11 protein-coding genes and 3 pseudogenes are annotated in these 12,180 nt (G+C 65.6%); 8 read left to right on the top strand and 6 right to left on the bottom strand.

The features are described from left to right. The first annotated feature begins 72 nt into the window (after positions 1–72). Positions 73–1,563: an IS21 family transposase gene (gene istA, locus MLGJGCBP_RS17195; RefSeq protein WP_160097125.1), complete on the top strand. Its 1,491-nt coding sequence runs from the start codon at positions 73–75 to the stop codon at positions 1,561–1,563. Continuing rightward, positions 1,560–2,354 (top strand): IS21-like element helper ATPase IstB, encoded by a 795-nt coding sequence (gene istB, locus MLGJGCBP_RS17190; RefSeq protein WP_160097123.1) that lies wholly within the window; start codon positions 1,560–1,562, stop codon positions 2,352–2,354. The genes istA and istB overlap by 4 nt, the downstream gene beginning before the upstream one ends. A 156-nt stretch (positions 2,355–2,510) precedes the next feature. Here istB and MLGJGCBP_RS51800 read toward each other — a convergent pair. The 4 genes and pseudogenes from MLGJGCBP_RS51800 to MLGJGCBP_RS17170 all read right to left on the bottom strand — a co-directional run. After that, positions 2,511–2,804 (bottom strand): annotated as a pseudogene (locus MLGJGCBP_RS51800) (SDR family NAD(P)-dependent oxidoreductase); the annotation flags it as partial. A 238-nt stretch (positions 2,805–3,042) separates the two neighbouring features. Further along, the gene (locus MLGJGCBP_RS17180; RefSeq protein WP_160097121.1) at positions 3,043–3,990 is read right to left on the bottom strand and encodes an AraC family transcriptional regulator; all 948 of its coding nucleotides are present in this window, start codon (positions 3,988–3,990) and stop codon (positions 3,043–3,045) included. Positions 3,991–4,082: 92 nt separating this feature from the next. Next, entirely contained in the window at positions 4,083–5,603 is a 1,521-nt protein-coding gene (locus tag MLGJGCBP_RS17175) for a long-chain-fatty-acid--CoA ligase (protein ID WP_160097119.1), read from the bottom strand. Positions 5,604–5,655: 52 nt separating this feature from the next. Then, positions 5,656–6,663 (bottom strand): polysaccharide deacetylase family protein, encoded by a 1,008-nt coding sequence (locus tag MLGJGCBP_RS17170; RefSeq protein WP_236581150.1) that lies wholly within the window; start codon positions 6,661–6,663, stop codon positions 5,656–5,658. 194 nt (positions 6,664–6,857) lie between these two features. Here MLGJGCBP_RS17170 and MLGJGCBP_RS17165 point away from each other — a divergent pair, with 194 nt between their 5' ends. The 4 genes and pseudogenes from MLGJGCBP_RS17165 to MLGJGCBP_RS17155 form a co-directional block, all read left to right on the top strand. Beyond that, positions 6,858–7,868 (top strand): NADP-dependent oxidoreductase, encoded by a 1,011-nt coding sequence (locus tag MLGJGCBP_RS17165; protein WP_160097117.1) that lies wholly within the window; start codon positions 6,858–6,860, stop codon positions 7,866–7,868. A gap of 749 nt (positions 7,869–8,617) precedes the next feature. Continuing rightward, on the top strand, positions 8,618–8,740 hold the full coding sequence (locus MLGJGCBP_RS53235; protein ID WP_256973495.1) for a hypothetical protein: 123 nt from the start codon (positions 8,618–8,620) through the stop codon (positions 8,738–8,740). Further along, entirely contained in the window at positions 8,740–9,039 is a 300-nt protein-coding gene (locus MLGJGCBP_RS17160) for a hypothetical protein (protein ID WP_160097115.1), read from the top strand. The genes MLGJGCBP_RS53235 and MLGJGCBP_RS17160 overlap by 1 nt, the downstream gene beginning before the upstream one ends. An 84-nt stretch (positions 9,040–9,123) precedes the next feature. Then, positions 9,124–9,663 (top strand): annotated as a pseudogene (locus MLGJGCBP_RS17155) (ABC transporter substrate-binding protein); the annotation flags it as partial. A gap of 161 nt (positions 9,664–9,824) precedes the next feature. Here the strand turns inward: MLGJGCBP_RS17155 and MLGJGCBP_RS53750 are convergent. Further along, on the bottom strand, positions 9,825–10,139 hold the full coding sequence (locus MLGJGCBP_RS53750) for a hypothetical protein (RefSeq protein ID WP_160097113.1): 315 nt from the start codon (positions 10,137–10,139) through the stop codon (positions 9,825–9,827). A 33-nt stretch (positions 10,140–10,172) separates the two neighbouring features. Between MLGJGCBP_RS53750 and MLGJGCBP_RS51790 the strand changes: the two are divergent. Together MLGJGCBP_RS51790 and MLGJGCBP_RS17135 are read left to right on the top strand one after the other, a co-directional pair. Then, a pseudogene (locus tag MLGJGCBP_RS51790) lies at positions 10,173–11,009 on the top strand (FAD-dependent monooxygenase). Further along, complete coding sequence (locus MLGJGCBP_RS17135; protein WP_160097108.1) at positions 10,976–11,224, top strand: hypothetical protein; 249 nt, start codon at positions 10,976–10,978, stop codon at positions 11,222–11,224. The pseudogene MLGJGCBP_RS51790 and the gene MLGJGCBP_RS17135 overlap by 34 nt, the downstream one beginning before the upstream one ends. 12 nt (positions 11,225–11,236) lie before the next feature. Here MLGJGCBP_RS17135 and MLGJGCBP_RS17130 read toward each other — a convergent pair whose 3' ends face one another. Then, positions 11,237–12,064: an NADPH-dependent oxidoreductase gene (locus MLGJGCBP_RS17130; RefSeq protein WP_160097107.1), complete on the bottom strand. Its 828-nt coding sequence runs from the start codon at positions 12,062–12,064 to the stop codon at positions 11,237–11,239. Positions 12,065–12,180: the final 116 nt, after the last annotated feature.

Below are 12,180 nucleotides of genomic sequence, written 5' to 3'. Positions count from 1 at the left end.
CACTGCATCGTGCACTCCTCGTCAGGGTCAGAGTCGGCGCCGGGTCGAGCCGGCTGGATCACCTACATATTCATGGACATCATTTCCGCGTATCGAGAGGTCGGAACGTATCGAGGTGCCGCCGACCTGTGCGGGACCACCCACAAGACCGTCAAACGGGTCGTCGAGAAGTTCGAGGCCGGCGACACTACACCCGAACCGGTCGAACGCACCCACAACTACGACGCGGTCTCGGACCTGGTCTCTGAACGGGTCGCGAAGTCGCAGGGCAGGATCTCCGCGAAACGGTTGCTCCCGATCGCGAGGGCTGCCGGTTACGAAGGGTCGGACCGCAACTTCCGGCGCCTGGTCGCCGACGCGAAAGCCGAGTGGCGCAGGGACAATCACCGCGGCCGACGCCCGGCCGTGTGGTCGCCGGGCGAGTGCCTGGTCATCGACTGGGCGGACGTCGGGCACGGCCTGCATCTGTTCTGCGCGGTCCTCGCGTTCTCCCGCTGGCGGTTCGTCGCCTTCGCCGCCGACGAACGTGCCACCACCACGCTGGCGTTGATCGCCGAAGCGTTGGCCGCGATCGGCGGAGTCCCGATCAAGGTCCTCGCCGACCGGATGGCCTGCCTCAAGGGCGGCGTCGTCGCGAACGTTGTCGTTCCGACCCCGGACTACGTCCGCTTCGCCACCCACTATGGCTTCCGGCCGGACTCCTGCCACGCGAACGACCCACAGTCGAAGGGAATCGTGGAAAACCTCGTCGGTTACGCCCAACGTGACCTGGTCGTTCCGCTGCTCACCGAGGCGAACCTCGCCGGCAGACCGGTGGATGTGCACGCAGCGAACACTGCCGCCAGGGTGTGGTGTCTCGAGGTCAACGCCGCCACCCATTCAGAGATCTGCGCGATCCCCGACCAGCGGATCGTCGAGGAGCGGGCGGTGCTCGGACCGCTGCCGTCGCTGCGCCTGCAGATCGGCCCGCCGCCGGTTACTCGCAAGGTCGACCGTCTGTCCTGCGTCCGGTTCGGCTCCGCCCGCTACTCGGTGCCCACCCGACTGATCGGCACCACCGTCACCCTCGCCCAGGACGGTGGCCGCCTGTTGATCGTCGACCCGTCGGGCGGGGAGGTCGTCGCCGACCACGCACTCACCGCGCCGGGCACCGCGTCGGTCCACGACGCCCACTACGACGGACCTAGGCCAGCACCCAGCCGTGGTCCGAGACCGAAAACAACTGTGGAACAACAGTTCTGTGACCTCGGTCCGGCGGCTGAGGCGTTCTTGGTCGGGTCCGCCGCCGCCGGAAACACCCGATTGGGCTCCGAACTCGAGGTACTGCTCGCGCTCGGCGCGGCGCATGGCACCGACGCACTGGTCGCGGCGTTGACCCGGGCTGTCGCGTTCAAGCGGTTCCGCGCCGCCGACATCCGCTCGATTCTCGCCGCCGGCACCGGGACCCCGCAGCCCACCCCGGCCGGGGACGCATTGGTGATCGACCTGCCGACCGCCCCGACTCGTTCCCTCGACGCCTACGCGGTCCCGGCCCGCACCGACCGACCCGGGGGCACACCATGACCAGCACACCCACCAACACGACAGATACAGTTGCGCCGCAACCTGTTCCGGACCTCTCTGCTGATCTCGACCGGGGGTTACGCAGGTTGAAACTCGCCGCGATCCGTCGCACCGCACCGGAGGTGCTGCTCACCGCGAAGACCCAACGATGGACCCCCGAAGAGGTGCTGCGAACCCTCGTCGAGGCGGAGATTGCGGCCCGCGACGCCTCCAACACGGCGACCAGACTCAAGATCGCTGCGTTCCCCGTCGCCAAAACCCTCGACAGTTTCGACGTGCCCGCCTCCTCGATCCCTCAGGCCACATTCGACTACCTCGCCAGCCTCGAATGGGTCCGATCCCGAGCCAATCTCACGGTTATCGGGCCACCCGGAACCGGCAAGTCGCACACCCTGATCGGGTTGGGGATCGCCGCGGTCCACGCCGGCCACAGGGTCCGCTACTTCACTGCCGCCGACCTCGTCGAGACCCTCTACCGAGGTCTTGCCGACAACACCGTCGGCAAGGTCATCGACACCCTCCTGCGGGCCGATCTGATCATCGTCGACGAGGTCGGCTTCGCGCCCCTCGACGACACCGGCACTCAACTGCTGTTCCGGCTCGTCGCCGGCGCCTACGAACGACGATCGCTAGCCATCGCCTCGCACTGGCCGTTCGAGCAGTGGGGGCGGTTCCTGCCCGAACACACCACCGCCGTCAGCATCCTCGACAGGCTCCTGCACCACGCAACCGTCGTCATCACCGACGGCGAGTCCTACCGGATGCGTGAAGCCCACCAGAGCCGGAGGTGACCGCCCCTGAACCATCCGCATCACCCGCAAGGAGCGGGGACTTTCACCTGGCCAAAATCGGGGACAGCAAACTGGCCATTGACAGTCGGGACGTGCCGCGTTGCGCAGAAGCGGAAGCGTTCCCGTAATGAGGTAGAACGGAGCGACAAGGTTGGTGTTGAGTACCTTCGTCCAACCGATGAGGGGAAACTCTTCAAGTGGCGCACCCCAGGTGGCCCCGGCATTGTTCACCAGGATGTCGATGCTTGTCAGGTGCTCGCCGAGCCGGTCGACCAGACCGGTCACCCCTTCGGCCGACGACAGGTCACTGGCGACGGGGGTGCAGCGTCCTGCCGTTCCCTCAGCGTCGGCCTCGGCATTGATAGCTTCCGCCGTCGCGCGGCACTGTTCTTCTTTTCGGCTGGTGATGACGACGTGGGCACCGCCCAGTACCAGGCCGCGGGCGATCATGGCGCCGATCCCTCGTGAACCGCCGGTCACGACGGCGGTCCTCCCGGCGACAGCGAAGAGGGAGTCGGGCGCCCTTCGCACTTCGGAGGTGGTTGCACTATTCATACTGTCTACGCTAGGACCGCATCGGCGTTATCTCTTGGGGAGCAGCGCACTTCGCTTGCATCGCGCGCAATAGACATGAACAGACCCGCGGGCAGACCCGGTCGTCAAACCTGAGCCGAACCGCGGGTCTGGTTCAGCCATTGTCGGAGGCCGCGGACCGTGTGTCGGATGGGCGCTCAGCGAAGGCCCGACGGTACGCATTACTGAAGGTGCTGAGGTCGCCGAATCCTGAGGAGTATGCCACCTGAGTCACGCTCTGGTGGCTCCAGCCACGGTCCTGCAGACGCAACCGCGCCAACGCCAGCCGCTCCTCTCGGATGAGATCCGACGGTGTTGTCCCAATCCGCTGCAACTGGGCCTGAACGTGCCGGAGCGACCAGCCGAGGCGCGCCGCTACCACGGCTCCTGTGAGGTTCGGGTCGTGCGCATTCTCTCGAATAAAGCGCCGGATGGCGCTGACCAACCCTTCCTGAACATCGACGGAGGGGGCGGCCGTGTCTGCGTTGTAGGCGAGCGCCACGAGATCGACGATTCGGTCGGCTATCGCGTCGAATTGACTCCCAGTGAGCTCGTGCCGCTCCCTGCGCAGACTACTGACCACGTCGACAACGATGCGTCCCAGTCCAGATGTCGCATCGAGGACGGTGCCAGCGTGCGGCAATGTCGGCACCCGCGCCTCGATCCGGTCACGTGGCATCACGAATGCAACAGAAGAGAAGCCATCACCATGGCGCAGAACAGTCGCGGTGTCCAGCGATGTGAGAGCCATGACCGCCGGTGTGATCGTGGCTTCACGACGATCCTGCTCGAGGATCACTTCGCCCCGGACCGGTAGGAGCAGTTCGTAGGCGCCATGTGGATGTCGACGGATGTCCGCTGCGGAGCGGGAGAGGACCTCCGCTTCGCCCCACCAGCGAACTAGCTGGTACGTATCCGAGTGTTGATGGTGAAGGGTTCCCTGGTAGTTATCCGCAAGCGAGAACGCCATCGGACAGTGGATCGACGAGACCTGATCGCGCCACCAGTCACCGCGCTCGCGCTGGTCGTGCTCGTTGCTGCGCAACGTATCGACGGAATACAAGCTCGCGACACCTTCTCACACCGGTATGCCGAAACTGCGACTCGTGCCACAGTCGACGCTAGCGCGCGCCGGCGCCCACGCCAACGGCTCGATCATCGCAGAGCCCGCTTGAGTAGCTTTCCTGTCGCGTTCATCGGCAAGCTGTCCCTGAACTCCACCAGGCGCGGGTACTTGTAAGCCGCCAATCGTTCCCGTGACCAGCCGATCAGGTCTTCCTCGTTCAACACCGAGCCGGGCTCTCGGATGACGAAGGCTTTTACTTCCTCACCGATTCGCTCGTCGGGAATTCCGACGACGGCCACGAGGCTGACTTCGGGATGGCCGATGATCACCTCCTCGAGCTCCCGCGGATAGACGTTGAAGCCTCCCCGCACAATCAAGTCCTTGGCGCGATCGATGATGAAGTAGTAGCCGTCCTCGTCCCTCGTTGCGATATCGCCCGTACGGAACCAGCCGTCGCGGATCACGTCCTCTGTCGCTTCGGGCCGCCCCAGGTATCCCTTCATCACGTTGTATCCACGTACGGCGAGTTCTCCTGGCTCACCGGCGGGGACCTCGTTCCAATGATCGTCGATCAGCTTCACCTCTACTCCCCAGATCGGCGTGCCGATCGATCCCGACCGGTTCGGTTGGTCGAGCCGGTTGAACGTGACGGTCGGACTGGTTTCGGTGAGTCCGTAGCCTTCCCGGATTCCGACACCGAAGACATCCCTGAACTGCTCCAGCACACCGACGGGCATGGCAGCTGCGCCGGAAAGCGCGATTCGCAGGAGACCGTCGAGGCCAACATTTGTTCCGTCAGCGGACTTGTTGAGCAGGCCCCAGTACATCGTCGGGACACCGGCGAAGACCGTCACCCGGTGCTGCGTCATCAACGCCAGAGCCTCGGCTGCGTCGAATCGTGGCAGCAGGACCAGGGTGGCACCCATGGCGAAACCGGCGTTCAGCTGCACGGTCTGTGCGAACGAGTGGAAGAGCGGAAGTGTGACCAGATGTATGTCGTCGGCTCGGGCGTCGAGCAGTTGGTTGTGCCCGATGGCGTTGAGGACCAGGTTGGCGTGGGTGAGCTCCGCCCCTTTCGGTCTGCCGGTCGTCCCGCTCGTGTAGAGGACCACCGCTGTGTCCGTTGCCTCGGTCACCTGCAGGACGTCTTCGGCGGGGTGTTCGGCCACTGCGTCAGCCAAGGTCGTTCCTACACCTGGCGCATCGAGTAATGCGGAGCCAAGGGTGACCAGATGCTCGCAGGATGCGACGTCCTGGAATCCGCGCCACGCCTCGTCGCCGAGTCCCGGCACGGTGCAGAAGTATGCCGTCGCGCCCGAGTCACGGAGGTGGTAGGCAACCTCCTCCCGCTTGAGCATCGTGTTGAGCGGCACCACGGCTCCACCGGCCTTGAGGATGCCGAAGTAGACGATCGGAAACTCGACAACATTCGCGATCGTCAGGGCGACGCGGTCGCCGGGGCGCAACCCCAGCGAGAGAAGAAAATGGGCGACACTGTTCGCGGCCGCATCGATTTCACCGAAGGTGAGGGTTCGGTCACCTTCGATGACAGCGGTTCTGTCGGGAGTGCGTCGAGCAGTGTCGGCGAGCATGGTGGCCAGGTTGAGCATGATCCTGCTTTCCGATGATGATGGTGTGATGCTGTGAATGCGGATTGCCGGCTCAGGACCAATCCCAGTCGTAGTCGGCTCCCACCCGCCTCGCCAACGGTTTGAACATGCGATCTTCGTAAGTCGCCATCGTGTCGAGTCCGGGAATGGGCGCGAGGTTCAAGATCTCGGCTAGCCGCTCGAAGTCGAGTTCGGGTTTCGGCACGCCCGCAGCAATCGCGAATCTCTGTAGCTGGTTGGTGAAGCTCTCACTACACGGCGGCTTTCCGAAGTTCACCGGATGCTTCATCGCCTCATCGAGGGTTACAAACTCCACGCCACGCTCGAGGAATGCCTCGAGGATCGGAGCGAGGGTGTCACGAGAGATCGTGGTGCCGTGAACGAGCCAGATGAGGGGCGCGTCGGCACCGAACAGGGTGTGCGCGGTGTCCGCGTGTTTGTAGAGCATGTCAACCGCGGTCGAGACGTGCAGGTCGCGTACCTGCTTCTGCACGTCCTTGTCGCCCAGGGTCATCGCGCGGAAGTACGGCATTATGAACGCGAAATCACTGAACCAACTGGTGATCGGGGCGGTGCGGTAGCCGAGATCGGCGATGTAATTCTCGACTTCCCCTCGACGTCGTTCAGATCCTGACGACATGTCCATCGGGTACCGGAAGTACTTCGACGGTGCGGCGTCGATCAGATGACCGATATACTTCTCGGCCGTCTCGAAATCGCATCGGAATGCCGCGTCGGGCATCCAACGCAGCGGGGCATGCTGGTGAGTGTGGTTACCCAGGTGATGGCCCGCTTCGACCCACGCCTCGAAGGCCTCCATTTGTTCTGACTCGTTCTCTAACCGGTATGTATGAGAGAAGCCGTAGGTCCCCTCGAGTCCGTAGTCGTTCAACGTCTTCGCGACGGACCGCGTGATATCAGTGGGAGTCGTATCGTCCGGCATGGGAACGCCGTCCCACAGGACGAAGTCATCGATCGTGACCGCAATCTCGAGAGGTCGGTCGGCGCGCATGTCATTCATTGCGTTGACTCCGGATCTTTTAGGAGGGCTCCTCGGCACGAAACCCGCTTCTCACCGACCCTATGAAGTGACGGACATCACGTCTTGGCTGTTTGCGCGCACCTGCTTTCATCAGGCGCATCGCATCGGGCATCGGGATGCGCGCTGTGCGCGCTCTTCGAATCCCGTGCGCATAAGCCCAAGTTTTGCCTTGCCATGACTTCTACCGTCGTTAATGACGAAGGAGTAACACAGTGAACTCATCACAACAGATCGTCCTGGCGCAGCGCCCCCGCGGGCACGTGAGCGTGGAGGACTTCCGCGTGCAGGACGTCGCCCTGCCCGAACTCGAGGCTGGCGACGTCGCACTCGAGACCCTCTTCATCTCGATCGATCCGGCCATCAGGGGCTGGCTCGACGACCGACCGAGTTACCTTCCGCCCGTAGCACTCGGAGAGCCAGTCCGCGCTTTCGGTCTGGCACGCGTGACCGCCTCGCGCAACAGCAACTTCACCGCGGGCGACATCGTTCGCGGCTTTGTCGGCTGGCAACGGCGCCAGATCGTCAGCTCGCCCGGTACCGACTGGGACCGAATCGCATCACACGAGGACGTTCCCTTAGAGCACTACCTCGGCATACTCGGGATGACGGGCCTGACCGCGTGGGCCGGAGTGTGCGACATCCTGCGCCCGAAACCAAAACACACCGTCTTGATCTCCGGCGCCTCTGGCGCAGTGGGAAGCGTGGCGGTCCAGCTCGCAAAGCGGGCGGGCGCACGCGTTGTCGGCATCGCAGGAGGGGCCGAGAAGTGCTCGATGGTGGCCCGACTGGGAGCCGACGCCGTCGTCGACCGCAAGGCCCCTGATTGGAAGGACCAGTTCGAGGCGGCAACACCGGACGGCATCGACCGCATCTTCGAAAACTCGGGGGGCCCGATGTTCGAGGCATCGATCGCCCGGCTGAACAACCATGCACACATCGCATTGTGCGGCCTGATCGACGGCTACAACTTGACCGAACGACCCTCCGGCCCAATCAACTTCGGGCTGCTTCTCACCAAGCGTATCCTTACACAAGGATTCGTCGTGCTCGACTACATGGACCGCGCAGCAGAGGTTGAAGCCACGCTTGGCGAACTCATCAGTTCCGGACAGTTGGAGGCCGTGCAATCCGTATTGCCCGGATTCGAGCAGTTGCCGGCCGCCTTCGTGGACTCGTTCTCCAACGGCCAACCGGGCAAACTCATCATCGATCTAACTGCGTAGCCAGGCTCTGAACCTTGTTATCGCACGGCCGGAGTGCGGTCTCCAACGCATGCACAGGTATCCCACGTATCCACCTCCAGTGCAGGTCCTCGCCAGAAGATCGGGCCCGTACCGGCTGATCGCCACCCTGCTACGCACCGACGGGGAACCGTCTCCGACCTACTCGACACCCTCGTCGACGCAGACCCCAACGGTGACCTCGTGAACACCCTCGAGGTATACCCCCTCAACGGCGCCACCCGCCTCGAACTGCACCTCGCGCTCAAAGCCCGCCGCTGGATCCGGCGCCCGCGGATCTGACTTCCAGGGCATGGAGGAGCATCGTGTTCCAATGCGCGACCGACACCACCGAAGACGGGCACGTCCTCGACGAGTCGCTGGTCGCCGAGGACGCCACACCTCGTCCACCGTGGCGCGAACTGCTGGTGTCCACCCCGGGCCGGCTCATCCTGTTCGGCGCTATATTGATTGCGGCCACGCTGGTCGCGGGGGTGGTGCCGTCCATATCGGTCGGGGCCTGCCAACCTCAATTTACACGCTGCGCGGCCATACCGAACCGCTGGCGGTGGCGGTGGCGGCGCAGTCTCTCTACAGCTCACGGCCATCGCCGATGCGGCCGCCACCACCTCGTTCATCTCCACCGACGTCGATCCGACCACGCTGTTGCAGACCTACAATCAGGCGCTCGCGGACGCCTCGGCAGCCTTGATCACCGCAGGCACCGGGGTCGACCCGCAGAACCGGAATGCGTGCAGCAGTTGACGGACATTTCCCGACACTTCGGTGTCTACGCCGGACTGATCTCGACCGCCCGCGCCAACGACAACGCCGGAAACCCGATCGGGGTGGCCTGGGCGATGCCTCCGCGCTGATGCAGGACACCGTGCTGCCGGTGGCGCACACCCTCTACTCGGATCAGATCCGTGCCGTCGCCGACACCCAGACTCGAACCGAACGGCTCCCCGCTGCCGCACTGGCGACCACGGTCGCGGCCCTGGCCTTGCTCGTGCTCGCGCAGCTGTATCTGGTGCGCAGGACGCACCGTCGACTGAACCCGGCCCCGCTCACCGCCACCGTGCTGGTGGCAGTGATCGCCCAGTGGGTAGGCACAGCCGGTCCAGCGTCCTCGACTGCCAGCGCGGTGCACGGGCGGAGGGCACCGAACCGCTAGGTGCGATCGCGAGCGCCGGCATCCTCGCGCAGCAAGCCTGCGCCGACGAAACGCTTCGCCGCCACCGGTGCTACCGCCTCACCCGAACCGCAATCACCGGCAGAGTGCGGCGCCCTTGGCGGCCTCAGACCCGACACCGGCCGCGGCACCCGCCGACGGTGCGGTCGCCGCGATTCGCGCGCGGGGCCGGTTGATCGTCGGCGTCGACCAGAGCACCAACCTGATGAGCTTCCGCGACCCGGTGACCGGAACCTTGTCCGGTTTCGACGTCGACATCGTGGCCCGCACCTTCACCATCACCTGCGCACGTGCGGAACGAATCGCGTTCTCCACCGTGTACTTCCGGGCCGTCCAACGACTGCTGGTGCGCACCGGCGGGTCTGTCCTCTCGTCGATACCTCCTCGCTCGATGCCGCGCAGCGGCTGGTGCCGACTGCGACGATCGTCGCCGTCCGGGACCTCGACGATTGCCTCATCGTTCTCCAGCAGCGCCAAGCCGACGCCGCGAGCACCGATGACGTCATCCTGGCGGGGATGGCGGTGCAGGATCCACACCTCGAGGTCACCGGCCCCGAGCTGCAGTTGGATCAGTACGGCATCGGTGTGAACAAGGACCACGACGAGTCTTCCCCTGTGCCGGGCTCCTCCTCGGCGTCGACGAATCTCCCTGCCGACCACCCGATGAACGCGAAACGCTGCACACACGTCGGCCACGAGGGCTAGCATCCCCGATCGTGACAACATTGCGCGGCATGCCGATGACACTTTTGCGAATGAATTACCAATTACTGCGTATCCCATTGCAATTCGTGGAGGACGTCGCGATCACCCAACTCGACGAGCGAGCGCCGGCGCGCCTCGTCTACGAACAATTGCTGATTCGGTGCGATCGTGCGGCCGCCCATTTTCTCGACGACGAGAACGCAGACGGCCGAGCAGCGGAACTTCACCGACGTACGACCGCCGTTCGGGTCGGAATTGCCCGTCGACAGCAGCAAGCAGATGCCGAGAGCGCGACGCTCCTGGATCTGCAGCGCGCCCGGTTCCACCAGCGCCGCCACCCCCGCAGGGCCACCGACCCGGCGTGACGCACCGCTCATCGGCACAGGCTCCGTTCGGCGGTGGCGATCAGGATGCGAGCGACCTCGTCGACGGGGAGGCTTCGCCCCGAGGTGGCCGGCCTCGACCACCGGTCCGACGGTGTCGAGGTGACACTGCGCGACGTCGAAAGCCGCGCAACCCGATCCGTCCACGCCCGCTTCCTCGTCGCGGCGGATGGCGCGCGCAGTACGGTGCGTGATGCCCTCGGGATCGCCATGCGCGGGCCGGGGCGTCCGTCCCAGGCCGTGGGAACCGAGTTCCGCGCCCCGCTGTGGGAACTGCTCGGCGACCGCCGCTACTGCATCTACGCCGTCACCCACCCCGAAGCCGCGGGGGTCTTCGTCCCGGCCGGCCGAGGTGACCGGTGAGTGGACGGCGTGGAACGCGACCTCGCCCGACAGTCCGTGGCGAGTCTGACGAAAGAGCAGGCCACCCGCCTCATCCGGCTCGGCAGCGGACTGACCGACCTGGAGCCGCGGATAGAACGCATCGGGACCTTCACATTCGCCGCGCAGCTCGCGGACCGCTGGCGGGACGGCGCCGTGTTCCTGACCGGCGACGCGGCGCACCAGATCACGCCGCGCGGGCGCACCGGCATGAACACCGCCATCCAGAGCGCCCACGACCTCGGGTGGAAACTCGCCTGGGTGCTGCGCGGTTGGACCGGACCGCAGCTGCTGGACACCTACGAAACCGAACGCCGACCGGTGGCCGCGCACAACGTGGCCCGCTCGGCCGATCCGCACGGCGGAACCCGGCTCGCCGCGCAGGAATTGCCTGCGGACCTCGGGGGCCGAATCCCGCACGTCTGGCTGCCGTCCCACGCCTCCGCACGGTGTCCACCCTCGACCTGCTCGGACGCGGACTGACGCTGTGCACGACGCATCCGAGCGCGTCGTGGCAACGCGCCGCGCCCTCGCTTTCGGGTCCGTCGCTCGTCGTCCACGATGTCGACGCCATCACCGCCCGCGGAATGGGCATCCCCCACGGCGGGGCGCTGCTGGCCCGGCCGGACGGCGCGATCCAGGCCCTGCCGGCCCCGTCGGACACAGTGGATCGAGTTTCCGAAGGCGTCAGTTCATAGCGTCGACAGCCCCTAGCGCAGGGGGAACCCGAGTCGAATCAGCGATTCCTTGAGCCGATCGCGCCCGTTCAACCGTGCTGCCGAGGCGAGTCGGTCCAGAACCCGTGCAGTCCACGAATGCTCGAGCTGCTGGGTGCCGTAGAACGCGGCGATGCGCCCCTCGTAGGCGTCGACGTGGTCGCGCTGGGCGGGCAGGTCGTACGTCTCGTGGTGCAGCACAGCCTGCCGGGGCAGACGCGGTTTGATCTGGGCGTCAGCGTCCGGATGGGGTCGTCCGACGACCAGTCCGAACACCGCGAACACGTGGGGCGGCAGCCCGAGTTCCGCGGCGACCTCCTCGGGCTTGTTACGGATCGCGCCGATGAACACCGTTCCCAAGCCGAGGGACTCCGCCGCGGTCACGGCGTTCTGCGCCGCCAGGGCGGCGTCGATGAACCCGAGGTAACTGCTCTCGAGGTAGTCGGCGCCCTCGATCGGCGCGCCGCGATCGCCGGCGAGTTGACGGACGCGGGCGAAGTCGGCGAGCCAGACCAGCAGGACCGGGGCCTCGACGATGTGGGCCTGGTCGCCGGCGAGCGCGGCGAGGCGAGCCTTCCGGTCGAGGTCGCGGACGGCGACGACACTCCACGCCTGGAGGTTCGACGACGTAGCGGCCGACTGCGCCGCCGAGGCGAGGACGTCGAGGGTCTCGTCGGTCAGCGGATCGGGCAGGTAGCGACGAACCGACCGGTGCGAATGCAGGGCTTCCAGAACCGGATTCCACTGCGCGGGTTCAGTGAGGGCGGGGTCCCAGTAGCGCTGCTGCAATGCGGTACGAGGTGCGATGTCTGCGATGGTCACCGGGACAGGAAACCCGACTCCGCTCCCCCACTCCAGGGTTCGGCGCACCGTGATTCCTGCGGGCACCACGAACCTGCCGCTGTCGAACACCGGCGATCGGCGACGGTTCGATGGTT

Origin of the sequence: Rhodococcus sp. T7, from assembly GCF_009872365.1 — a bacterium.
Lineage (GTDB): Bacteria > Actinomycetota > Actinomycetes > Mycobacteriales > Mycobacteriaceae > Rhodococcus_F.
The sequence above is the reverse complement of the archived record's forward strand: the minus strand, read 5'-3'. Positions and strand labels throughout refer to the sequence as shown.